Origin of the sequence: Dysgonomonas sp. BGC7 (assembly GCF_001261735.1) — a bacterium.
Taxonomy (GTDB): domain Bacteria; phylum Bacteroidota; class Bacteroidia; order Bacteroidales; family Dysgonomonadaceae; genus Dysgonomonas.
Window position 1 is genome coordinate 1 of record NZ_CVRP01000021.1, and the last position, 22,668, is coordinate 22,668.

A 22,668-nucleotide genomic window follows, 5' to 3' on the forward strand; every position below is an offset into this window, starting at 1 on the left:
TTGCCTTTAAAATCTTTATATGCTTCCATATCCTAAATATTTTAATATTAAAACTAAGTACATAAGGAAACAGTCCTTGCTATAGGAAACGGATGCTATAATTCAAACATGATAGAAACATATCAAGACCAGCTCTTTGATAAAGGCTCGCTCAATTCTATGTTTGATGGCTTTGTTTCCCGAAAGCTCAAACTATTATACATTTTGGCAGGTCTTCTGACTTACTCCATCTTTGAACGTCCTTCCCATTCGTAATAGAATAGTGGATTGAGTATTGCTCAAAGACTTCGGTAGAGCTTACAGCAGCGGGTCTGTTCAGGATTTGCACCTGATTCTCTTTTCACCATTTTCTAAGATTTTAGAAAATGACACCAAATTCGGTTACAAAGATAGCAAGTTTTAAGAAGCATACGATTTTATTCAGAATTTATTTTTATGTAAAAAGATGTTATTTTGTAATCTCAAGTTAACAATTTGACAAACAGATAAAATATAATTAAAAAAGTTTTTTTTCATAAAGTTTTAGTACCTTTGCATCTGTCTTGGTGATGGCTATTTTATTTCTGAAATAGTTATTGAAAAGGGAATCCGGTGCAAATCCGGAGCTGTACCCTCAGCTGTAAGTTCCAGATAGAATGGATTTTGCAACCAATAAGTCACTGTCTAAATAAAGAGATGGGAAGACTGCAGAATTCGGAACGAGTCAGAAGACCTGCCACGATAGTCATTGTCTCATATTTCGGGGATTAGAAATATTTGATATGCACATTTTTAAATCACAATTTAGGACATTTTGTGTCCGTAATGTTTAGGTATGCAAAGAACATCGTTTGCATGAAAGTCTTTTGGCTTAGATAATTTTATTATCGAGTCATATCATTTTGGGCAATACATTGCTCAATGCAAGAGTGTTACATTTTAACACATGGCTTTTCATGCTCATACCTGAACATAGTAAACTGTTGTAAGGATATTAATAAATATATGGTATGCAGTTATTTAAGTTAAAAACAAGACTTCTTGAATTCAATAATTTTGCTGATTTTGCAAAAGAATTCAACCTCGGGAAAGATGATTTGGTTATAACCAATGAGTTCCTATTCATCCCATTTATGAAACCTCTCAATCTTGCTTGTCATTACATTATGCAGGAGAAGTATGGATTAGGTGAACCATCTGATGAAATGATGAATCAGATACTAAACGATGTTCGTGATCTCAGCTATAAGCGTATTATAGCAATAGGAGGAGGAACTGTTATTGACATCTCTAAGTTGTTTGTTCTGAAAAATGTAAATAATATATGTGACGCTTTTGAACGAAAGGTTCCAATAATAAAAGACAAGCAGCTAATCATTATACCCACCACTTGTGGTACAGGTAGTGAAGTAACTAACATTTCCATTGCTGAGCTAAAATCAAGACATACAAAACTAGGCTTAGCGGACGACGCGTTATTAGCAGACGATGCTGTTTTGATCCCTGAATTACTCCGCGGATTACCATTTCGATTTTATGCAGCAAGTGCAATCGACGCTCTCATACATGCAGTTGAGGCATATGTATCACCTAAAGCGACTCCTTATAGTCAACTGTTTAGTAAAGAAGCTATCTGCATAAGTCTTGATATCTTTCGAAATATTGCTCAACAAGGAGCAGAATATCGTTTTTCACGATTAAGAGATATGCTTATAGCCAGCAACTATGCCGGTATTGCTTTTGGCAATGCAGGTGTTGGAGCTGTGCATGCTCTTTCGTATCCTCTTGGAGGAACTTATCATGTACCACATGGCGAAGCAAACTACCAATTTTTTACCAAAGTATTTAAAGTGTATCAAGAAAAAAATCCGGCAGGAAGTATTGTTGAGTTAAACCAGATACTAGCAGAAAGTTTGCACACATCGACTTACAATGTCTATGAACAACTTGATTTTGTCTTAGGTAGAATGCTGCCGAAGAAGCCTCTACGAGAATATGGTATGACAGAAACGGACATCGATGCTTTCACCGAAAATGTCGAAAAATCTCAACAACGCTTACTTACAAATAATTATACTCCTTTTTCTACAGAAGATATAAGAGCAATTTTTAAAGAGTTACATTAAAGAATATAAAAAACAATGGAAATTAAAGAAATGGTTCTTGCTGCCAGAAAGGCACAGTTTACCTACGATGAGTATTTTGATCAACAAAAAGCTGATCTTGTAGTAAAACTTACAGCAAAGGCAATGTTTGATAATGCTGATGAGTTAGCACGCATGGGGCATAGTGAAACCGGTATGGGAAACTATCCGGATAAGAAAGCTAAAGTCTTGAACAAATCGAAAGCTCTATGGCAGGACTTAAAAAGTAAAAAATCAATGGGTATTATTGGAATTGACGAGGTTACAAACCTGATTGAGATAGCTAAGCCCATTGGGGTTGTTGCTGCCATTATTCCGATGACAAACCCTGTTGTTACAGTTATGTCGAAAGTTATGTTTGCACTGAAAACTAAAAATGCAATCATCATATCACCTCATCCTAAAGCTAAAAATTGCTGTGCCTATACAGTGAAACTGATAAAAGAAGCAATTGTAGAACATGGTGTACCTGAAGATTTGATTCAAATAATAGAAGAGCCAACATTAGATAGAACTCAAGAATTAATGAAAGAATGCGATGTGATTGTAGCTACCGGAGGTATGCCAATGGTCAAGTCTGCATATTCTTCAGGGAAGCCTTCTTTTGGAGTGGGAGCCGGTAATGTTCAGGTTATTCTCGACCGTTATATCGACTTGGATGATGCCGCCGAAAAAGTAATTACAGGACGTAGTTTTGATAATGGAATCATCTGTTCAGGTGAACAAAGTATTATTTATCCAAGAGAAGATAAAGCTGAAGTATTTGCAGCTTTTAGTCGTCACGGAGCATACTTTATTCCGGAAGAAGACAGAGATAAACTTGTAAACACACTGTTCATTGACGGAAGTATTAATCGGGATATTGTAGGACAAGATGTTGAAGTTATTGCTGAAAGAGTAGGAATAACAATTCCTAAAGGAACTAGGGTGATGGTTGTCGAAGCCAAAGGTGTGGGACATGAAGATATCATAAGCAAAGAAAAAATGTGTCCTGTTTTGGCCGCTTTTCCCTACGATTTCTTCGAGGAAGCAATTAAGATTGCAAAGACAAATCTGAATCTTGAAGGTAGCGGACATTCGGCTGCTATACACTCTAATAATCAGGCGAATATCATTAAAGCAGGAAGTGAGCTGTTTGTCTCTCGTCTAATTGTGAATGCTCCAAGTGCAACAACTGCTGGGGGATCTTTACAAAACGGGCTTGCTGTAACGAATACACTCGGTTGCGGAAGTTGGGGTAATAACTCTATTTCAGAAAATTTCACGTATAAACACCTTTTGAACATAACACGTATAGCGCCACTATCACCACGTATTCATGTTCCTACGGATGAAGAAATATGGCAATCTTGATACTGCCATAGATGTGTGAATCCTCTAACCCCGATGCTATGGCTCATTGCTCGGGGTTAGATTTTATTTATAACTAGATATCTTTATAAAAAATGAATAACGAAGAATCGATCAAACTATATATGTTCAATACGGGTGTATTGAAGTGTAAAGAGAACAACATCAAAATGAATGCTTCATTAGATCCATATGAAATCCCTGTGCCTTGGTTTTTCATAAAGCATCCTAAAGGTAATATTATTATTGATGGAGGAAACGCTGTAGAATGTGCAACAGATGCTCGCAACTATTGGGGAGATATATGTGATGTATATTGGCCCGAAATGACAGAAGAGGAAGGCTGCTATAACACGATTAAGAGTATGGGAGTTGATCCAGATTCTGTGAAATTTGTCCTTCAGTCGCATCTTCATCTGGATCACACTGGAGCAATCGGACGATTTGCTAACGCAACACATGTTGTAAACCGCAAAGAATACGAATATGCCTATACAGCCGACTGGTTTGCTAAAGGGGGATATATAAGAAATGATTTTGACAGAGCAAATCTTGATTGGAATATTATTAATATCAAAGATCATGATATATATGATGTTATGGGAGATAATAGTATTCTCATGGTTCCGACTCCAGGACATTCTCCGGGACATTGCAGCTTTATAATAAATCTTCCTCAAAGCGGATCGATAATACTAACAGCAGATGCCGCATATACAACGGATCATTGGGAAAATAAAGCTTTACCTGGATTTCTGACATCTGCACAGGATGCTGCACGGTCTGTTGCACGGTTAAGAGTTATAGCAAATAAAACCAATGCGAAGGTAGTAACAGGTCATGATCCTATAGAATGGAACAAATTAAAAAAGGGTGTTAGGGACTTTTATCAATGAAGCAAATAAAAACTTAAAATAAAATAGAGATATGAATTGGATTGAGTCCTTAATTTTCGGAGAAGGGGTTGCTCATAGTATAATGCTCTTTGCTTTTGTTATAGCAGGAGGCATTGTGTTAGGTAAAATAAAAATAAAAGGTATTTCTCTTGGAATAACCTTTGTTCTTTTTGTTGGAATATCTGCAGGACATTTTGGCTTTAAAATTCATCACGAAGTGCTACATTTCATGAAAGAATTTGGCCTCATTCTATTTGTCTATTCTGTAGGACTGCAAGTTGGTCCGGGGTTTCTCGCATCGTTCAAAAAAGGAGGATTACAACTGAACTTACTAGCGGTATTAATAGTCGTTCTAGGAGCAATAACCACAGTTGTATTATTTTACATAACAGATATACCAATGTCTACAATGGTTGGAATTATGTCAGGAGCCGTCACTAATACTCCAGGTTTGGGTGCTGCTCAAGAAGCATATTTTGATACGCATGGAGTTGGGGACTCATCCATAGCAATGGGATATGCTGTTGCTTATCCATTGGCTGTTATCGGTATTATTGGTTCAATAATACTTGTTCGTTATCTTTTCAAGGTAAATCTACAAACAGAGGAGGAGAAGCTCTCGCAAACGAACTTAAGTACCTCAACAGTAGAACTCCTTTCTTTGCTTGTTAGCAATCCTGCTATATTTGGAAAAACGATTAAAGATTTAGCTCCTTTATTAAGTAATCGCAAATTCATTGTATCGAGAATACTACATAGCGAAAATGAGCAGATAGAAATAGCTTCGTCACACACAAAACTTAATGAAGGAGATAAAATACTTGTGGTTACAACACCTGAAGACAAAGCAATCATTACTACTTTTACAGGTAGTACAATCAGTATGTTAGAGGATGATTGGGCTATACTAGATAAACAACTGATATCTAAGCGTGTTCTTGTAACTCGCTCTAGTATAAACGGGAAAACAATTCGTGAACTAAATCTCAGAAGTAATTTTGGAGTAAATATTACTCGAATAAACAGGGCTGGTATAGATTTAGTAGCTTATCCAAGTTTACAGTTACAGATCGGTGACAGAGTTGTTATCGTCGGAGATGCAAACGCAATTCAGAATGTATCTAAAACGTTAGGTGATCAATTGAAAATTTTAAATGAACCCCACTTAATTCCAATTTTTATAGGAATCTTCCTTGGAGTATTTCTTGGTAGTATACCATTTACATTTCCGGGTATTCCACAACCTGTGAAGCTGGGATTGGCTGGAGGGCCACTTATTGCAGCTATATTGATGAGTGTGCTTGGTGTCAGGTATAAATTGATCACATATACAACTTTGAGTGCGAACCTAATGCTCAGAGAAATAGGTATTTGTTTTTTCTTGGCATGCGTTGGGTTAGGTGCTGGTGAAAACTTTGTGAATACCGTTTTGTATGAGGGTGGGCTAAATTGGGTTGGTTATGGTATCATCATTACCCTTGTACCTCTTTTTATTGTTGCAGTTATCGCTCGTAAAATATTCAAATTGAATTATTATACATTAACCGGACTAATGGCTGGTAGCATGACGGATCCCCCTGCTTTAGCATATGCTAATTCTTCAGCAGATAATGACGCTCCAGCTGTAAGCTATGCCTCAGTATATCCTCTAACAATGTTTCTTCGCGTACTTGTTGCCCAGTTATTAATACTTCTTTTTTTATGAGACGTGGGCAAGTGATACTTATGATAATCAAGGAATATATTGGTAATTAAATGAAAAATAAATCCTGTAACACTTATAGATTACAGGATTTGTCCATAAACAGCTAAATAGTTCTACCTTACATCTAAATTTAACGTATTCTCTTTCTTTAATCTTTTTTGTACAGGCAAGTGAATAACCTTGTTGATAGTCTGCGCATCTCTCAAAACGTTATACGACTAATTTAAACGATATTATTGAGATTAGAATTTAATGAGTCTCTAAAGAAATGAGTTCCCATAAATCATGAATTACCTTTTTGAGTTCTCTGAAATATCAAATGCCGTTTTTTGCTGTCAAAATAATAGGTTTATCGGAAGTTACTAAAACAGTATGCTCATGCTGAACACAGAAACCTCCTTTGTTACCCACAAGAGTCCAACCATCCTTCAGTGTATTAACCGATATGGAATCGGTTGTAATGAATGTTTCGATAGCAACAACACTCTTCTCCTAGGACAAACGAACCTCCATTATCTCCATAAAATCCATTTAGTTCAGCAGACACATCTATATTAACCAGATCACCCTCTTTAAGGACTTTTGAAGATGGTATACCGTGTGCCATTTCATTATTAACGCTTATGCAGGTTCATCCCGGAAACTTGTATGTTACAAAAGGAGCCGACTTTGCTCCGTAATTTTTAAGTATTTCTGCTCCGTATTCATCCAATTCTTTTGTCGTCATACCTATTTTTGCATATTCTCTCATTTCTTTCAATGTGATTGCAACAATTTTTGTTTGTAAAAAGTCATCATTTTTGTCAGTTTTTACTAATTAAATTTCACAAATATAAACATTCCTGGTTAGACTTTTTACGTCTGAGTGATTCGCCATGTAACTCAACTCTCAGGGATTGATGTACAATCCTGTCCAATACAGTATCGGCAATCGTTTTCTCCCCTATAATGTCATACCATTCTTTGACCGGTATCTGGGATGTAATCAATGTAGACTTCTTCCCATGCCTGTCTTCTATGATATCCAGTAGAGTGACTCTTGCCTGTGAGTCAAAAGCTTGTAAGCCAAAGCCATCGAGTATAAGCAGGTTTGTGTTCTCTCTATCCTGTTAAGTTCAGTCAGGTTAGTACCTTTGGCTTTAGCCAGTTTAAGCTGTCCCATCAATTTGGCTGTTTCTATAAATTCGATTAAAGTTTTAGCACCTCTTTCCAAACCTAAAACCTGATTTCTTATTTTTTCAGGTATGACATACCCATACTCATCCAATTGTTTGTTATAGGATTTTTGAATAGCTACTTTTAGGTTATCCAGGGATAAATTGATATCCATAATTTCTTTGGAGCGTCCAATGGCTCTTCCCACTTTGGAATCCTAAACAAGTGGATTAACATCTACTTTACTGTTAAATTGGACAGATTCTCCATTGACTGAGACTTTAACCATAACAGCTACGGTTCCGTCTCTTTTCGGCTGATTCTTTCTGAGATAAAAAAGTGTTCTGATTGTCGATCTCATAATATTCAATTTTTAATTACAAATTTTTGTTTTTTGTTTTGAAGAATACCAGACAACTCTGCGACAAGATGCAGTAAATGAGATATTTTCAATAAAAAAACTACTAAAAAAATAGTAAATTTGAAATAGTAGTTATTCAGTAGTAAATTTTGACGTTTAGAAGTCTTTTTCCTGCCTTTAATTGTCATCGAGATTGACATCAGACAATAAAAAAAGTCTTCTAAACCATTAGTTTAGAAGACTTTTACTTTCTCTTGGCGTTGAACTTTCTTAAAGGTTCTGTTCGCCTAGTGATCCCGGAGCGATTCGAACGCTCGACCCACAGCTTAGAAGGCTGTTGCTCTATCCAGCTGAGCTACGGAACCATCCTTTTCGCATTTAGCGAGTGCAAAGATAATGTTTTTTGTAAAAATAAAAAGACTTTACACTAAAACTTTTCTTAACATCATACAGAATACTGTATAGCAGATAGCCTGATACTGGCGATAGATAAGACTGACAAGGACGTATCTTACTTAAAACGTGTGTTGTATGAGTCCGAGTAGTGGTATTTCATTTGCAATGTAAAGAGATCGTCTTTACTACCATATTTAATACTCATATCGTCTACTATAATGTAGCGTTTTGTCGACAATTCATATACAGCTGTAGATGCACTCAATTCTTTTAGCCAATTAGCTGTTCCAGAGGTGATAGGGTAGGTCTGTACAGTAAACTGTTCTTCTATCTCTTTATTAAATATCGCTTCTATTTGGCTACTTATATCAAAATCGGGAGTCTGGCTTCTGTAAAATCGAGTCGAATCTGTTTTAAATTCTGTTTGCTCCGAACCTCCAAAGCTAAAGCTGCTCCATCCTCCAAGCGCATTGAGAAAAGCAAAGTCTTTGATCTTATAAAGGCATGAAGGCAATATCCGGTATGTCTGAGGCAGGCTCACCTCTTTTCCGTCACGATGCAGGCAGGCTTTTATAATGCCTGTTTGTGGAAATTGGTCGAGTACAGGATTCATGTCCAAAAGAATTGTATTAGCTATGTTGAATTCTTTTACCGATTGGTTGTGCATCACAACGCTGCCCAGATATCTCCCCGACTGGGTGTAAGCTTTATATAATATTCCCAAGTCGTAATCAATAGTCTTACTTTGCCTGTCAGGATCGGACAATATGAAGTTGAAATATTGCTTCTGATCTCTTATGTGTGTCAGTTCGGGCTGATTAGTCAAGGGTTTTACTGTTCTGTCAGTATTTATATTATACACATATTCTTGCAGATCGTTAATTTGCAGGTTGCGGGTATAGCCCGTTATGGCATACAACATATCTGAATGATACAGAGTTTCGGTATTTATACCGTCATTTCTTTTGGCTACAAATCTGAATCCATGAGCCGTACCCGTATCGCACCAATTATGAGAGACCTTAAGAAAATCATTGGAATATTTATTGTCGTTTGTCCACAACGTATTTACATCGAACCAAAGAGGCTTTCCGTAATACGATTTCGATAGGGTGATGACATATTTTCCCGGATTGGTATTGTCAGTACTCCCCAAAAAGATTTCTGAGTTTTTGTACAAATCTAATTGTATTTCGCAAGTTTCACTATCTCTCAATAGCATATCCTGCGAAAGCGAAAATGACTGATTACCTGTCACGCTGATAAATAGCGCAGAAGCGTTTATACTCTTGAAGCAATATGCTTCGCCTTTTTCTTTTGCTGTTATTCTTATCGAATTACCGTTTCCTGTTACAGGGGCAATACTTATATTATAATTGTTCTTGAAAAAAGGGTTTTGCATGAGGCACATCCTGAAGTTTTCGGCAGTGATGGCACTGTCTTCATGTACAAAAAAAGTAGTACTGTTCACTTCTGATATTGTCTTTGTTCCTCGAAATATATCTTCGGGCATATTCTGCCTTACAAACTTGATGGTAGAGAAGTCTGTCGAAAAACCGTTGCTATTTACTGTTAGCATGAAATCGATAAAATTGTATTTCGATCCATATTGTCCCGAGTCATGCAATATGTTTATAAATGAAGGGTCGACTACTATCTCGAAATCGTATTCCGGGCCTGTCCCTTTTGCTGTTATTTCTATTATGCATGGATTCTTCTCGTCAATCGTTAAATCGAATTTCTCTTTGAAGAATGAATATTCAGCCATACAATTCTTTAGTCTTAAAGTTATGTCGGAAATTTCATTTTTATTATTGTCTTCACTAATTAATTCATATGTGACAAATCCTTCATAAACATTATGATCGTAGATATTGACTTCTTCGAATATTTCAAGTATTCTTTTATGAAGCATCCCTTTGAAAGAATGTATAATCCCTGTCTTTGTTTCTTTTACTTGTATGGTCGTATAGTTTAGTAAAATAGTTTGTTGTTTCTCCTCATCGTAATCGAACTCTATCCCGCCTCCTATTATCTCAAAATGTACTTTTTTTAGGAGAGCTTCTTCGCCTGTATTTGGATCTTCTTCCTCATTTTCTTTCTTTATTCCTGTTATCTCAAAGAAATTTGGATTGCTGTTTAACGTAACTTTCTTTGGCTCTTTTATTTCTACTATCTTTTCCATTTTTATGTTATGTCTTTTGTTTAGTATTATTCAAAATATTTGTTCAATTCTTCCATTATTGCTTCCAGCAATTTATCTGCCCACTCGTTTTCCATCATCCGTTCCACCTCTTTCTCTAGCGAGGCCAATATGGGACGGGGTTCTTGTCCATCGCGCCAGATAGCTCTGCTGATAAGAAAAAGAGTACTGTTGTCTGTAGGTATATTGTTTTCCAAAGCCCAATCACGCAAAGCATCTATCGGAGGTTGTTTCCCTGTGCGAGGCTTGCGTCCATTTTCTATAAAGGAGATATAATTGTCAAACAAGGTTTCGATGACTATCGAGTCGCCATTGTAGTGTGTGTCTACCTTTATGGAATCTTTCAGGATGCTTTTTTTTAGAGTATTGCGTCCTGTCTTTTTGTTGATGCCAATTTCGTTACTGTTGAATAGGCTTTGAGAAATAGCCAGTACCTCTGCTGCGATGGTTTCTATTACTTTTACAATCGACTGATTCATATCGGCAACAGATTATTTACGGGTAACGATATCAAAATCAGGTAACTTGTGGGCAAATACCTCGCAGCCTTCTGTCTTTTGCAGATCGAAATCGGGTAGTAAATCTGTTTTTGCATCAAATTTTTTATCAGTACTGAATTGTTCTTCTATCAGACACATGTTCTGCATATTGACCTGAGTGAAATTGATCGAAAAACGACATCCGCAGGCATTGTCATCATAGTAGTTGCGCAGAGTGGTATAAGTCCAGTCGGGACGTATGGATATGCCGCAATCGGGTGTTTTCTTTATGCGTTCTATAATATTCAGCCCGATAGAGAAAGCCAGATTTTGCATTTGACTTATCATTTCTGTTGATTGAGGAAGAAAGAGAACCGAGAAACTTACCGAATTGATGAATACATTGTCCTGATTGCGACCATAGAGAGGGTCTTCGAGCCAGAGTAGGGGATATGTTTCTTTTCCGGTTCCCTGTTCATAACTGCGGTTGTAATAGAATGCCTTGATGGTCTTGTGTTGCTGTGCCTGCTTTCTGAAAATAGTTAAAATGCTGTTTATCATATCTGCTCTTATAAATAATTGTTTTTATTCATAGATAAAGATTTTAGATTCTGATAAAATAATTTTATAAATATATTTTAATATATAGCTTGCCTTTCGTGTTAAAAAATATTATATTTACAACTCTATAAGTTGAATTTTACACCTGATAAAACTATATAATCTATGAAAAAAAACAATTTGTTATTATTGGCAATCACATTGCTTTCTTGCTTTTTCTTATCGTGTAGCAGTGATAAAGAAGAAGATACAATTGTAGGGCGATGGAGAATAAACTATGCTGAACTCAAGGAGGTAAAGACAAATGATGAGCAGGCTAATGTAGCTATAAAGAGATATTTTGAAGAATATAAAACTACTCTTGCTACTGTAGAATATCAGTTTTTTAAAGATGGAGTGTACGATGTGAATGGGCAAAAAGGCGCATATGTTGTCGATGGAGACTCTCTTCGTCTGACTCCTAATTTGAATTTATCTTCCGGTGTAGAGAGTATAACAGTAGCCAGTGGTTTTAAAGTGGACAAAAAATACCTTGTGTTGGAAAATGATATGACCAATTTATGCAGAGATATAATTCATGATATTAATGGAATACAAAATCCTGAAGTTATAGAAGTAGAAAAGGTTGTGTTCAGGATGGTTTTTAGCCGCCAATAATAAATATACACACAAAGGAAAAGATAAATGTTAATCAGAAGAGGCGATACTAACCGCCTCTTGGTGTATAATAATGTATCTTCTCTAATACTCTTATTTTAGATTTCCCCCTAATTGCAATCCTCTTTAGTTCCTTTCCGGATAATCATTGGTACTTATATTTGACATATATTTGTTAATTTGAAACATTAGAGGTTTTTTTCTGTAGCTAAAATTAATTATTATCGCTGTTTTAACAATTTTTGAATTATTTGAATTAATTTTGCATGTAAAATATTATATTTGCACACTATAATACTGTAGACCGAGACAAAAGCAAAGTAAAGATAATGTAAAGGAAAAGTGAGACAAATAAAGCCTTTTACACTTCATTAATTGATAAAACTATAGCAAATGAAAACAATGCGGACATTAACATTTCTGCTAGGTATCTTGCTTGTGGCACAGGTTAGTGCTCAGGTGACTATTGGCAGTTCGAAACAAAACATGTCGGGGGCATTACTCGACCTGAAAGATGATGGCACATACACCAATGGTGAGACTGCCAATAGAGGACTGGGGCTACCTCGAGTAAAATTAACAAAAATAAATCCGACTACAGACAACGAACTGGCAGCATCGATAGGGAATGCCACAGGAGAGTATAATCGCGAAGCTCATACGGGTTTGGTTGTGTACAACAGCAACCCGGAAGGATGTATGCCAGAGATAGATATCTATCCTCCTTTGCCCGGTTCTTATGTATGGACAGGCGATAAGTGGCAATTATTAAACAAGGTAGTTGAAGATGTGCGTTCTGTTTCTTATGGACAAGAAAGTGTAGGTGCTAATGGTATTAGAGTAGGTACTTTGACAATGTCTTTTAACAACGGAACAGATCCTGCCGAAGCAGAAAGTTATCCTTATGCATATTTTGGAGATGCTGGTGTGTGGATGACTCAAAACCTAAGAACACAATATACGCCTAACGGAACCAAACTATCTATGACCGGTTCGCAGACTTCTAACGGGAAAGATGCAAGTGGCAAACCTCAGAAAGTGGGAGCCTATCCACGTTCGGTAAATCCTACACTCTCCGACTTTTATAACGAAAACCGTGCTGCGGGTATTGAATTAGGACTGTTGTATGACTGGTATACTGCAACAGATCACCATAACTGTAGCAATGCCGATCAGGATCAGAAAGGACTGTTGGGTAGTGTTCCGGGGCTCTTGGAAGTAGAAACTAAAGAAGAGAAAGGATTTATAAAAGGTATATGTCCCGCAGGCTGGCACTTGCCTAGCGACAGGGAATGGACAAGTCTTGAAAAAGAACTTACAGAAAAGGCTTCAAAGTATGCTACGGGCACTTATAGTGGAGCGGAAATAACGTGGAGTACCGCTTGGGAAACTACCATCACCGGATGGCGTTCTCTGGTTACAGGAACTATAATGAAATCGGTAGTAAATCCTTTGCATAATACCTATAGTTCGGCAGGCGAATCGAAAGATGCTAGAGTTGGAGGATTCGATGTAATACTTGTTGGAGATGCTGAGGATGGAACAAGCCACAATTATAGTAGTGGGGCTTCTTTTTGGTCGTCGAGCAGTTATACCAATCAGTATAATACTGTGGCATTAGCAAGGAACTATAACTACTCGCGAGTGGAGTATTATCGTGGTGCATTCAACAGAAAAACATTCTATTCTGTTCGTTGCAAGAAAAATTAATAAATTGAGTCTTATATAGAAATAAAAAAGGCAAGGAGAGAAATCCTTGCCTTTTCTGTTTTTCTTGAGATTTTATTTTCTCTTATATTTAAAAATATAGGCAGCTTGTTGTATTTCTAATGTATTTTTATCTACATCTTTCAGCTTTTCCGAGCATTCATAATAGATATCTGATAAGAAAGCCTCACTTTTAAATTCTGCTGACATATCAGCTGTAAGTGTTAATACATTATCTTTTACCATAGCGGAAGCCGATTCCGGAGATTCATCATCATCTTCTTCTACTATAAGAGTTAATATATTATCTTTATGAGTGTATGTTCCATTACCTGTTTCTTCTTCTCTGTCTTCGGCGAATCTCATAACAGACGAGTAAGAGCCGTTGGCATTGAATGTGAAAGATTGTTCTCCGAATATTCTGTCAGCTATTACATATTCTTTGAGTACAGAATTAAACGTTTCGTTATTGGATTTGATCACTAATGTAAAGTCTGTCGATTTATCGAACTCCCAAGTTCCTACAATCGAGTTGTTGGCATTGTCGTTTCTATCGTCATCGTTGCTGCTACAAGAAACGGCCGTAAAAAGAAATAAAGTTGCAAATAATAATAATTTGATTTGTTTCATTGGTTGTAAAATTTGTGTTATAAACGACAAAGATATACTTTTTAAAATTTTATTTTCTTATTTGCTTCTCAAATTTATATTGTTCTTCTTCAGCCCGTGACTTGTCTATTCGGTAGAGAAGGAATCCGAAAACTTCGACAACTGTTTTTCCAACGATTTGGTCAAATAAATATATCTTATCCTCTGCCAGATCGGCAATAGTTTTATACCACCCCCATTTATTACAAAAGTTTTTGTATCCTTTAGAAATTGGTTTGCCTGACCCACTACCTGAGAATAATGGTTCAAAATCGCTTCTGATTCTGTCTTTTTGTGCAAAAAAAAAGCGATCAGTGGCAGTGCTTTGTCGCACGATAGCTTGCGAAACAGGTCTTTGCGTTCTGTGGCTGTGCTGCTATTGTAGGTCTCGCCTGCCGGTCGGCACACTATTGCCAGCAATTCCGATATTTTGGTTTCGCTTTCGCTGTTCAGAACCTCTTCCATGTCTATCCATTCGCCTAAAATGAGCTTGTCCGAAACGGAGATGAAGTAGTCCTGTCCCTCTATCCGTGTATGAGTTGCCGGTTCGAAGTCGGTGTCGAACACAAACTTGAGAGCTTCTGTGATTACATCAAACAATTGGGTAGGCGATTGGAGCAAATCCTGAGCATCTATCTTGCAAATGTCGGCTATCATATGCACATACTCCATCTTATTGGTAGGGGTATGTGTAAACCATTTTTCGTAATCGCCAAGTGCGATATCTTTCCAACTGTCGGGAACGTTGATCTCTGTTTTGTTAAATCTTACTTTCAACATAGTTTTCGATGTTTTTTACTCTTTATGTAATACTTGTTTTCCATATAGATAAATAAACCGGAAACTGATTGTGAGATCTTTTAAGTAAATTGTTTATTTGCCGATCAGAGCACTGTTTCTTATGTATCAGGATGTTGATATGCTTTATAGCATAGCTTTTTTCTTGTGATTAGTTTCCTGTATAAGTAAATATAGCTATCTTTGCCGACAGAGAGACAATTCACCTATGTACATTTTATGGTAACTTTTTTGGAAAATACTTCAAATAACAAAAATCATATTTTTTAAAGTTATTTTATTCCCTGCATCTATGTGGAGGAAATATAAATAAATAGCTTTCCAGCCTTTATAACTTTGCGTATTGTAGTACAAGCCTCCGAATAATTGCTTCGGGGGTTTGGAGCTGCACTATGTATCTGTTTTCTGTTCGCTGTTATATTTCTTGTGACAAAAAAAATAAGGAACCGAATACATTCGATTCCTTATCATAATTATTTGTTTGTCAAGTGTAAAGCCTTGTTTTATTTTACTGCATTCAAAGCACCTTCGTAGTTTGGCTCTTCTGTTACTTCAGGTACAAGTTCGGTATATACTACCTTGCCATCGCCATCGATGACTACTACCGAACGAGCCAATAATCCTTTCAACGGACCATCAGCCATAAGGTTGCCATAGCTTTTTGCAAATTCAGGATTTCTGAATACCGAAGCAGGATGCACGTTTTCTATACCTTCGGTGGTACAGAAACGGCCGGCAGCAAAAGGTAGATCGGCCGAAACGGCTAATACTACAGTGTTTGGCAAGCTGGCAGCTTCTTTATTGAATCTGCGTACCGATGCTGCACATGTACCTGTGTCGATACTTGGGAAAATGTTGAGAATAACTTTCTTTCCTTTCAGGTCTTTTAATGATACTTCAGACAAATCTGATTTTACCAATGTGAAGTCAGGTGCAGCTGTTCCTTTTGCCGGAAGTTCGCCACTTGTATTTACTTTTGTTGTTCCTTTAAATGTAATTGTAGCCATAATTCTTTTTGTTTTTTAGTAAATTATTATGTCGTATATAAATTTAGTATTTTTTTCCTTTTTTATTTAACCTGAATAAGAAAATCAGCTTCCGGATGACGAACTTTTTTCAAATTCACTAGCCAGTCATTAGCTTCATCTCTATAGCCGAGCGGTAATATGGTAACGCTTTTTAGCCCCTCCTTGTTCAAATTTAATAATTTATCCAGTTCTTTTTCGTCGAAACCTTCCATCGGCGTAGAGTCTACTTTCAGCTCCGCTGCCATTGCCATTGCAAATCCAAAGGCGATGTATGCCTGTCGGGCAGCGTGTTCGAAGTTTTCTTGTGCATCGCGATTCAGATATGCTTTTTTCAGCCTGTCGGTGTATGGCGTGTACTGGTTTTCGTCTTGACCACGGTCTTTAGTTATCTTACCGTATATGGTGTCTATACGATTTTCGGTATAGTTGTCCCACGCAGCAAATACGAGCACATGAGATGCGTCAGCCACTTGTTGCTGGTTGTATGCTATAGGTACTATCTTATCCTTTAGTTCCTGATTTGTTATTTCTATTACTTTGAATGGTTGCAGACCCGATGAGGTAGGAGCCAGCCATGCTGCCTTTATTATTTCATCTACCAGTTTTTGGTCTACTTTTTTCGAAGGGTCAAATTTTTTGGTGGCATATCGCCATTCCAGATCTTTAATTAAGCTCATATCTGATACTGTTTTTTTAAAAAATTAATATATTTATTTGTCGTCAGCTGTACAGAATAATATCTTTTTCAGCTGTTTTCTCAATTCTACAATTTGATTATCGGAAAGCTCCAGTCCTTCTTTTATGAGGGCAGGTATAGCTTCTGCTTGTTTTTCGAGAGCTTTTCCTTGCTCTGTAATGTTAATATTTACAATTCGTTCGTCTTTTTCCGAACGTTTTCTTTCTACCAATCCATTGGTTTCCATCCGCTTGAGTAGTGGGGTAAGTGTGCCACTATCGAGCCATAGCTGTTCTCCGAGATGTTTCACTGTTACCGATTGCTGTTCCCACAATACCATCAGTACCAGATATTGCGGATATGTAAGTCCCAGTTTGTCGAGATGGGGACGATACAGAGCCGTTATCTGCCTCGATAGTGCATATATTGGAAAACATAATTGGTTATTTAATCTCAAATCTTCAGACATATCATTGTTTAAAATTATATTGTGCAAAATTAAATTGTTTAATCTGTATCTGGAAATTTATAGTGTTAAAAAAGCGAAATACATTTGTGTATAAATCTCTATGTCTTTATTTCAGCTATTTCAACCAATAATTGATATATGATTCAATAGAGTCTTGGGGGGTATCTTCTCTATATCCATACCCTTCTTTAGGGTTATAACTTTTGGAATTGTTCTGATATCTGATATCTGATTCTATTTCTTCCTCAGTTAATTTCTCTTTCACGAGATATAGCCTTCTCTTATATTCGGGCTTAAAATCTTCATCTATTATATTGGATATTCCTGATGTAAATACCCATTCGTTTATGGGTTTATAAAAAATAAAACCTGTATAAACATCTTTATAACCGATTGCATTTGTTTCGGTTTGGTCATAATGATCGAATGCGTTATTTCCAAAAGGAGTATTAGCAAAATCGAATCCTAATGACGGATTTCCCAGTGCTCTGAATGCCGCATCCCATCTGCCCTGCGAAATCAAATAATCTTTTCCCGACTTTTGAAATACAACCCAATTCATCATTACATTCGCAACCTTTCCCGGATATTTATTAAAAATATATGAGGCTGCATAATTATCAGAATCACCTCTAAAAGTAACATAGCTTTGATAGCTGTGAGGCCGATTAAATATTACTAATGCCTTTTTGCGGTGTTGGTTCGAATCCTTTAATATACGTTCGTAATCATGTATAAAATGATACCCCATATAACCATCCCTAATGCCTGTACTAACAAATTCTTTAAAAGCTTTTTGTTGGCGATGGGTATCAACTATTCCCCAATCATATTCGATATCGGTTGGATAATAGCTTATTTTATCTTTTTCCGGTAATTTTGAGTTTACTTTATAGATTGAAGAAAGTAATATCCAATAGTTATAACAAGCCCACATTGGTTCATAATCCATGTCTCTATATAGTTTGCGGAGTTCCTTCTCGAAATCAGCATAGCTAGCGTAATTGCCTTTCAGTACTTCGTTGGCTCGGTCTCTTTGATTGTGTACTCCCACTTCAGTAAATACATTGCCTACTTTTTCTATAAAGCGCGGATCAGATATTATTTTGGTAAATAATTCGTATTGTGTCGTATCACGGTGGTCACGTTCACCCAATACAACTATATCGTATTTCTCAAAAAGATCGAAAATATAATCTACGGGATCTGTCTTTTGCTGTTTTAGGAAATCGATGTACGGTTGCACTTCCTTTTTCTGTGCACAAACTATTCCGCTGAAAAGAAATAGAAAGAATAAAATAAACTGTTTTGTGTTCATCGTATTAAAAATTGATTAAAAAGGTTTAGAATTTATGTGTTTTCAGCTTTCGATCTTCTTTTTCACTACGGCGGGATTTTCTGCTGCCACACAGTTGGATGGTATGTCTCGGTTTACAACGCTGCCGGCAGCTATCACCGTATTGTCGCCTATGGTTACGCCGGGTAGTATGCTCACCCCTGCACCTATCCATACATTATTGCCAATGGTAACGGGGTATGCATATTCCAATCCCCTGTTGCGCTGCTCTACATCGAGTGGATGTCCGGCAGTGTAAATACCTACATTGGGAGCAATAAAAGCATTGTCTCCTATCTTTACCTTTGCCCCGTCCAGGATAACAAGGTTTGTATTTGCATAGAAGTTTTCACCTACTTCTATATTATATCCGTAGTCGCAATAGAAGGGCGGTTCGAATACAAAATTATTTTCGGCTTTGCCAAGTAGCAGCCGAAGCAGTTGCTTTCGGTCGTCTTCCTTTGCCGGATGTGAGTGGTTGTAGTCGTATAATATTTCCTTTGCCTTCTGTCTGGCGGCTATTAATTCTTTATCGTAGTTGGCATCGTACAATAGTCCTTTTTCCGATTTCTCTTTTTCTGTCATTATTCTGTGTTTTTTTCAAAGAAGCAATATAATCAAAAAAAGAATCTGATATTACATTTCGGTAAATATTAATGTGCACTTACATCTTTATCTATCATTTTATAAATATTATCTATCTTCTATTGTGTAAAAAAAACGCTCAAAAAATGATGTTTTATAAGAACTAACATGTATTTTTAACGTTAATAGTTAAGTAATACTTGTATTCACTAAAAAAAATTAGTCCATGAAAATACACGAATACCAAGCCAAAAACTTATTTGCATCCTATGGCATCCCTGTAGAGAAGTATGTATTGTGCAATGCCGTGAAAGATGTGGTAGGTGCATACGACTCTCTGGCTATGAACACTGTAGTGGTAAAAGCTCAGGTACTTACCGGAGGCAGGGGGAAGGCCGGAGGGGTAAAACTGGCTCGCAGCAAAGACGAAGCTTTGAAATATGCCGAAGCTATACTTGGCATGACGATCAAAGACTATCCGGTGGAAAAGATCATTCTTAGTCAGGCTGTAAATATCCGTTCCGAATATTACGTTAGTTTTGTTATCGATCGCAATTCAAAGTCGGTGATACTAATGATGAGTGCTGAAGGCGGAATGGATATAGAAGAAGTAGCTGCTACTACGCCCGAAAAGCTGTTTAAGTTTGCTATAGATCCTTTTATCGGATTACCCGATTATCTGGCTCGTAAGTTCGCATTTACCCTCTTCAAAGACATAGCGCAGGTAAATCAGCTGTCAGACATATTACAGAAGCTATACAAACTATTTGTAGACAAAGACGCATCGTTGGCAGAAATAAATCCTCTCGTGCTTACGGATGAAGGAAACTTGTCGGCTATAGATGCCAAAATGACTTTCGACGACAATGCACTCTTTCGCCAACCTCAGATACAAGCAATATTTGAACCTACCGAAGAAGAAAAAACAGAGGCTTATGCCAAAGAAAAAGGATTCAGTTTCGTACACCTCGATGGCGAAATAGGCTGTATGGTAAATGGTGCGGGGCTGGCAATGGCTACTATGGATATGATAAAGCTGTATGGCGGTACTCCTGCCAACTTCCTCGATATTGGCGGTAGCTCCAATCCCAACAAAGTGATAGATGCTATGAACCTTTTGCTCAAAGATCCGCAGGTGAAAGTGGTTCTTATCAATATATTCGGGGGAATAACCCGATGCGATGATGTGGCAGCAGGTTTGCTGAAAGCGTTTGAACAACTGAAAACCGATATACCTGTGATTGTACGCCTTACCGGAACCAATGAGAAAGAGGGGCGTGAAATGCTTCGGGGAACACGCTTCAGAGTGGCCGAAACGATGAGCGAAGCTGTACGGCAGGCTGTAACAGCCCCCTAATCCCCCAAGGGGGACTCCCCGATACATAATTTATTTAACAAAAAACTCTCTTAAGAAAAACCTCCCCTTTGGGAGGTATGGAGGGGCTAATTTTAATATTATGAGCATACTAATAAACGAATCGACACGACTGATAGTACAGGGAATAACCGGAAGAGACGGTAGCTTCCATACTCAAAAAATGAAAGAATACGGCACTAATATAGTCGGCGGCACTTCGCCCGGAAAGGGTGGTAGCCGGATACTTGACATTCCTGTATTCGATACGGTATATCAGGCAGTAGAACAGACACAAGCCAATACTTCTATCATATTCGTTCCTGCACGTTTTGCGGCCGATGCCATTATGGAGGCAGCCGATGCGGGTATCGGGCTTATTATATGTATATCGGAAGGTATGCCTACTCTCGATGCCATAAAGGCTCACCGGTTTGTACAGCAAAAAGGCGCGATGCTGATAGGGCCTAATTGCCCCGGACTGATGTCGCCCGGAAAAAGCCTTGTGGGTATATTGCCGGCACAGATATTCAAGAAGGGGAACATTGGGGTAATAAGTCGTAGTGGGACGCTTACCTACGAAGTGGTTTACCAACTGACGGTCAACGGTATGGGGCAATCGTCGGCAGTGGGTATGGGCGGCGATCCTGTAGTGGGACTTTACTTCCGCGAATTGCTGGAAATGTTGCAAAACGACCCTGAGACAGATGCCATAGTGATGATAGGCGAAATAGGCGGCAATGCCGAAGAACTGGCTGCCGAATATATAAAAAATCATGTAACCAAACCTGTTGTGGGCTTTATTGCCGGACAGGCAGCGCCTGCGGGCAAGCAGATGGGGCATGCAGGTGCCATTATAGCAGGAAGTAGCGGTACGGCAGCCGACAAGATAGCTGCACTGGAAGCTGCGGGTGTAAGAGTGGCTAAAGAACCTGCCGATATACCGGGAATGCTTAAAGCAAAACTCGGCGTATAAACATCACTTTTTTTATTAAGTGAAGAAAAGAAGTTAATAAATGATATAATTTCAAGTAGTAACTAGTTATAGTTGCTATACTTACCAAAGTAATAAATAGGTCTGCGACCTTAAATAACTATGAAACCTCTTTGTCTTACAGCAAGGAGGTTTCTCTTTTTATTATTATATCTACTTGTCTATTTTGATACGGTACACATTGGTGTCGCGCTCTGCAAACCCTGCTTTACGGTACAGTTCGTTAGCTGCCACACGGTTGGGGCGAGAGGTGAGGTTTACACTCGAAATGTCAAGCCCTCGTGCAAATCCGACAGCATAGTTTATCAGTTTTTCGCCAATCCCTTGTCCTCTGGCCGAGGAATCGACTACTACGTCTTCTATCCAAGCCTTTGCTCCCGAAGGCGTTTCATTTACCACAAGGGTAAGTGTGCCTGCAATGGCAGGGTTGTATGCCACAAAGAGGAACACACCACGAGTGTCGATCATCCGTTGCAGGTATTGCTGGTCGGGGATTTTGCAGTCGGGCGAAAGCTGTGGTATGAGCCTTGCAAAAGCATTGGTGATGTCGCTGTCGATAAGCGATATTTGTTTTATTTCTACCATTTTCTTTTTCTCTGTTATGTGGCATTAAAGATAAGAAATATAGTGTAGTTTCAGTACTTGATATAAACTAATGATATATTTTCAGTATCTGGTGTAGGGGCGAAAAATTTTTCGCCCGTTGATTATAATGGGCGAATATTTATTGGCTACGCCGAACGTTGTTTCGCTCCTACAAGAGATTGCCCCTACTTGAAACATAGGGCAGTAAATTCTTTTTTCTACTTATTTAAACCTTTTATTCTTATCTTTAGTCCAACAATTATAACCAAACTCTTGAGACGGTATGAAAACCTTACACTACATATATACGCTACTGCTGTGCATCTCTTTTGTAGCTTGTGGCGATGAAGAACCCATAACACCCAATCCGGATCCCGATCCGAAACCTCCTGTGGAGAAGGAGAATATTGTCTTCAATATTGATGGAGATCTCATTCGTGCGGGTAAGGACAAGACGGGTGATGCTGTTTTCAATCTCGATGGCGACTATGTGCGTGCCGGCAAGGACAAGACGGGCGATGTGGTTTTCAATCGTGATGGCAAGCTGATCCGTGCAGGAAGCGACAAGACGGGCGATGTAGTTTTCAATCTCGATAATAATT

The 22,668-nt window shown here is 37.8% G+C and carries 22 protein-coding genes, 1 tRNA gene, 2 pseudogenes and 2 riboswitches; of the genes and pseudogenes, 9 read left to right on the forward strand and 16 right to left on the reverse strand.

Translation table 11 applies throughout. From position 1 onward, the window contains the following. Positions 1-188 precede the first annotated feature (188 nt). Positions 189-391: riboswitch (cobalamin riboswitch) on the reverse strand. Between the two features lie 135 nt (positions 392-526). Then, positions 527-735, forward strand: a riboswitch (cobalamin riboswitch). A 254-nt stretch (positions 736-989) separates the two neighbouring features. From BGC7_RS16355 to BGC7_RS16370, 4 genes are all read left to right on the forward strand, one after another. Next, positions 990-2,105 carry a 4-hydroxybutyrate dehydrogenase gene (locus BGC7_RS16355; protein ID WP_050702682.1) on the forward strand — a complete coding sequence of 372 codons (1,116 nt, stop codon included), beginning with the start codon at positions 990-992 and terminating at the stop codon, positions 2,103-2,105. 15 nt (positions 2,106-2,120) lie between these two features. Next, positions 2,121-3,476 (forward strand): aldehyde dehydrogenase family protein, encoded by a 1,356-nt coding sequence (locus BGC7_RS16360; protein WP_050702683.1) that lies wholly within the window; start codon positions 2,121-2,123, stop codon positions 3,474-3,476. 92 nt (positions 3,477-3,568) lie between these two features. Next, positions 3,569-4,369, forward strand: coding sequence for an AttM family quorum-quenching N-acyl homoserine lactonase (attM, locus tag BGC7_RS16365; RefSeq protein WP_050702684.1), 801 nt, complete (start codon positions 3,569-3,571; stop codon positions 4,367-4,369). 31 nt (positions 4,370-4,400) lie between these two features. Next, the gene (locus BGC7_RS16370) at positions 4,401-6,074 is read left to right on the forward strand and encodes a putative transporter (RefSeq protein WP_050702685.1); all 1,674 of its coding nucleotides are present in this window, start codon (positions 4,401-4,403) and stop codon (positions 6,072-6,074) included. Between the two features lie 484 nt (positions 6,075-6,558). Here BGC7_RS16370 and BGC7_RS18350 read toward each other — a convergent pair. The 8 genes and pseudogenes from BGC7_RS18350 to BGC7_RS16400 form a co-directional block, all read right to left on the reverse strand. Further along, positions 6,559-6,849: pseudogene (locus tag BGC7_RS18350) on the reverse strand (M24 family metallopeptidase); the annotation flags it as partial. 49 nt (positions 6,850-6,898) lie between these two features. Further along, entirely contained in the window at positions 6,899-7,162 is a 264-nt protein-coding gene (locus BGC7_RS17745; RefSeq protein ID WP_199318963.1) for an ATP-binding protein, read from the reverse strand. After that, positions 7,090-7,404 (reverse strand): hypothetical protein, encoded by a 315-nt coding sequence (locus tag BGC7_RS18125; protein WP_199318958.1) that lies wholly within the window; start codon positions 7,402-7,404, stop codon positions 7,090-7,092. The genes BGC7_RS17745 and BGC7_RS18125 overlap by 73 nt, the downstream gene beginning before the upstream one ends. Positions 7,405-7,446: 42 nt before the next feature. Further along, positions 7,447-7,590 carry an Arm DNA-binding domain-containing protein gene (locus BGC7_RS17990; protein ID WP_157258763.1) on the reverse strand — a complete coding sequence of 48 codons (144 nt, stop codon included), beginning with the start codon at positions 7,588-7,590 and terminating at the stop codon, positions 7,447-7,449. 291 nt (positions 7,591-7,881) lie between these two features. After that, positions 7,882-7,955 (reverse strand) — tRNA-Arg (locus BGC7_RS16385). Between the two features lie 146 nt (positions 7,956-8,101). After that, a complete protein-coding gene (locus BGC7_RS16390) occupies positions 8,102-10,171 on the reverse strand; it encodes a hypothetical protein (RefSeq protein ID WP_050702688.1) in 2,070 nt (689 codons plus the stop codon). Positions 10,172-10,197: 26 nt separating this feature from the next. After that, complete coding sequence (locus BGC7_RS16395; protein ID WP_050702689.1) at positions 10,198-10,668, reverse strand: hypothetical protein; 471 nt, start codon at positions 10,666-10,668, stop codon at positions 10,198-10,200. A gap of 12 nt (positions 10,669-10,680) precedes the next feature. Further along, on the reverse strand, positions 10,681-11,229 hold the full coding sequence (locus BGC7_RS16400; RefSeq protein ID WP_050702690.1) for a hypothetical protein: 549 nt from the start codon (positions 11,227-11,229) through the stop codon (positions 10,681-10,683). A 165-nt stretch (positions 11,230-11,394) separates the two neighbouring features. Here BGC7_RS16400 and BGC7_RS16405 point away from each other — a divergent pair, with 165 nt between their 5' ends. Next, positions 11,395-11,886 carry a hypothetical protein gene (locus tag BGC7_RS16405; protein WP_050702691.1) on the forward strand — a complete coding sequence of 164 codons (492 nt, stop codon included), beginning with the start codon at positions 11,395-11,397 and terminating at the stop codon, positions 11,884-11,886. A gap of 393 nt (positions 11,887-12,279) precedes the next feature. Beyond that, the gene (locus tag BGC7_RS16410; RefSeq protein ID WP_050702692.1) at positions 12,280-13,596 is read left to right on the forward strand and encodes an FISUMP domain-containing protein; all 1,317 of its coding nucleotides are present in this window, start codon (positions 12,280-12,282) and stop codon (positions 13,594-13,596) included. A 72-nt stretch (positions 13,597-13,668) separates the two neighbouring features. Here BGC7_RS16410 and BGC7_RS16415 read toward each other — a convergent pair whose 3' ends face one another. The 7 genes from BGC7_RS16415 to BGC7_RS16445 form a co-directional block, all read right to left on the reverse strand. Beyond that, positions 13,669-14,223, reverse strand: a complete 555-nt coding sequence (locus BGC7_RS16415; RefSeq protein WP_050702693.1) for a DUF6705 family protein — start codon at positions 14,221-14,223, stop codon at positions 13,669-13,671. Positions 14,224-14,328: 105 nt separating this feature from the next. After that, positions 14,329-15,021 (reverse strand): hypothetical protein, encoded by a 693-nt coding sequence (locus BGC7_RS16420; protein WP_050702694.1) that lies wholly within the window; start codon positions 15,019-15,021, stop codon positions 14,329-14,331. 521 nt (positions 15,022-15,542) lie between these two features. Next, positions 15,543-16,046, reverse strand: a complete 504-nt coding sequence (gene tpx, locus BGC7_RS16425) for a thiol peroxidase (protein ID WP_050702695.1) — start codon at positions 16,044-16,046, stop codon at positions 15,543-15,545. Positions 16,047-16,108: 62 nt separating this feature from the next. Then, the gene (locus BGC7_RS16430) at positions 16,109-16,744 is read right to left on the reverse strand and encodes a nitroreductase family protein (protein ID WP_050702696.1); all 636 of its coding nucleotides are present in this window, start codon (positions 16,742-16,744) and stop codon (positions 16,109-16,111) included. Between the two features lie 33 nt (positions 16,745-16,777). Next, entirely contained in the window at positions 16,778-17,212 is a 435-nt protein-coding gene (locus tag BGC7_RS16435) for a MarR family winged helix-turn-helix transcriptional regulator (protein ID WP_050702697.1), read from the reverse strand. Between the two features lie 115 nt (positions 17,213-17,327). After that, positions 17,328-18,530 carry a hypothetical protein gene (locus BGC7_RS16440; RefSeq protein ID WP_050702698.1) on the reverse strand — a complete coding sequence of 401 codons (1,203 nt, stop codon included), beginning with the start codon at positions 18,528-18,530 and terminating at the stop codon, positions 17,328-17,330. 42 nt (positions 18,531-18,572) lie between these two features. Then, complete coding sequence (locus tag BGC7_RS16445; RefSeq protein ID WP_050702699.1) at positions 18,573-19,133, reverse strand: sugar O-acetyltransferase; 561 nt, start codon at positions 19,131-19,133, stop codon at positions 18,573-18,575. A 226-nt stretch (positions 19,134-19,359) separates the two neighbouring features. On the opposite strand from BGC7_RS16445, the gene sucC reads away from it, so the two are divergent. Continuing rightward, positions 19,360-20,490: an ADP-forming succinate--CoA ligase subunit beta gene (gene sucC, locus BGC7_RS16450; protein ID WP_050702700.1), complete on the forward strand. Its 1,131-nt coding sequence runs from the start codon at positions 19,360-19,362 to the stop codon at positions 20,488-20,490. 100 nt (positions 20,491-20,590) lie between these two features. After that, positions 20,591-21,463: a succinate--CoA ligase subunit alpha gene (sucD, locus tag BGC7_RS16455; RefSeq protein WP_050702701.1), complete on the forward strand. Its 873-nt coding sequence runs from the start codon at positions 20,591-20,593 to the stop codon at positions 21,461-21,463. Positions 21,464-21,634: 171 nt separating this feature from the next. Here sucD and BGC7_RS16460 read toward each other — a convergent pair whose 3' ends face one another. Then, positions 21,635-22,066 carry a GNAT family N-acetyltransferase gene (locus BGC7_RS16460; protein WP_050702702.1) on the reverse strand — a complete coding sequence of 144 codons (432 nt, stop codon included), beginning with the start codon at positions 22,064-22,066 and terminating at the stop codon, positions 21,635-21,637. Positions 22,067-22,349: 283 nt separating this feature from the next. Between BGC7_RS16460 and BGC7_RS16465 the strand changes: the two are divergent. Then, a pseudogene (locus BGC7_RS16465) lies at positions 22,350-22,668 on the forward strand (hypothetical protein); the annotation flags it as partial.

Bases quoted from the DNA above. Each gene is read 5' to 3' on its own strand.
- BGC7_RS18125 (WP_199318958.1), bottom strand. From the start codon at position 7,404: ATGGATATCAATTTATCCCTGGATAACCTAAAAGTAGCTATTCAAAAA.
- BGC7_RS16360 (WP_050702683.1), top strand. From the start codon at position 2,121: ATGGAAATTAAAGAAATGGTTCTTGCTGCCAGAAAGGCACAGTTTACC.
- tpx (WP_050702695.1), bottom strand. From the start codon at position 16,046: ATGGCTACAATTACATTTAAAGGAACAACAAAAGTAAATACAAGTGGC.
- sucD (WP_050702701.1), top strand. From the start codon at position 20,591: ATGAGCATACTAATAAACGAATCGACACGACTGATAGTACAGGGAATA.
- BGC7_RS16400 (WP_050702690.1), bottom strand. From the start codon at position 11,229: ATGATAAACAGCATTTTAACTATTTTCAGAAAGCAGGCACAGCAACAC.
- BGC7_RS16395 (WP_050702689.1), bottom strand. From the start codon at position 10,668: ATGAATCAGTCGATTGTAAAAGTAATAGAAACCATCGCAGCAGAGGTA.
- sucC (WP_050702700.1), top strand. From the start codon at position 19,360: ATGAAAATACACGAATACCAAGCCAAAAACTTATTTGCATCCTATGGC.
- BGC7_RS16370 (WP_050702685.1), top strand. From the start codon at position 4,401: ATGAATTGGATTGAGTCCTTAATTTTCGGAGAAGGGGTTGCTCATAGT.
- attM (WP_050702684.1), top strand. From the start codon at position 3,569: ATGAATAACGAAGAATCGATCAAACTATATATGTTCAATACGGGTGTA.
- BGC7_RS16405 (WP_050702691.1), top strand. From the start codon at position 11,395: ATGAAAAAAAACAATTTGTTATTATTGGCAATCACATTGCTTTCTTGC.
- BGC7_RS16420 (WP_050702694.1), bottom strand. From the start codon at position 15,021: ATGTTGAAAGTAAGATTTAACAAAACAGAGATCAACGTTCCCGACAGT.
- BGC7_RS16435 (WP_050702697.1), bottom strand. From the start codon at position 17,212: ATGTCTGAAGATTTGAGATTAAATAACCAATTATGTTTTCCAATATAT.
- BGC7_RS16410 (WP_050702692.1), top strand. From the start codon at position 12,280: ATGAAAACAATGCGGACATTAACATTTCTGCTAGGTATCTTGCTTGTG.
- BGC7_RS16415 (WP_050702693.1), bottom strand. From the start codon at position 14,223: ATGAAACAAATCAAATTATTATTATTTGCAACTTTATTTCTTTTTACG.
- BGC7_RS16430 (WP_050702696.1), bottom strand. From the start codon at position 16,744: ATGAGCTTAATTAAAGATCTGGAATGGCGATATGCCACCAAAAAATTT.
- BGC7_RS16355 (WP_050702682.1), top strand. From the start codon at position 990: ATGCAGTTATTTAAGTTAAAAACAAGACTTCTTGAATTCAATAATTTT.
- BGC7_RS16445 (WP_050702699.1), bottom strand. From the start codon at position 19,133: ATGACAGAAAAAGAGAAATCGGAAAAAGGACTATTGTACGATGCCAAC.
- BGC7_RS16390 (WP_050702688.1), bottom strand. From the start codon at position 10,171: ATGGAAAAGATAGTAGAAATAAAAGAGCCAAAGAAAGTTACGTTAAAC.
- BGC7_RS16460 (WP_050702702.1), bottom strand. From the start codon at position 22,066: ATGGTAGAAATAAAACAAATATCGCTTATCGACAGCGACATCACCAAT.
- BGC7_RS16440 (WP_050702698.1), bottom strand. From the start codon at position 18,530: ATGAACACAAAACAGTTTATTTTATTCTTTCTATTTCTTTTCAGCGGA.
- BGC7_RS17990 (WP_157258763.1), bottom strand. From the start codon at position 7,590: ATGAGATCGACAATCAGAACACTTTTTTATCTCAGAAAGAATCAGCCG.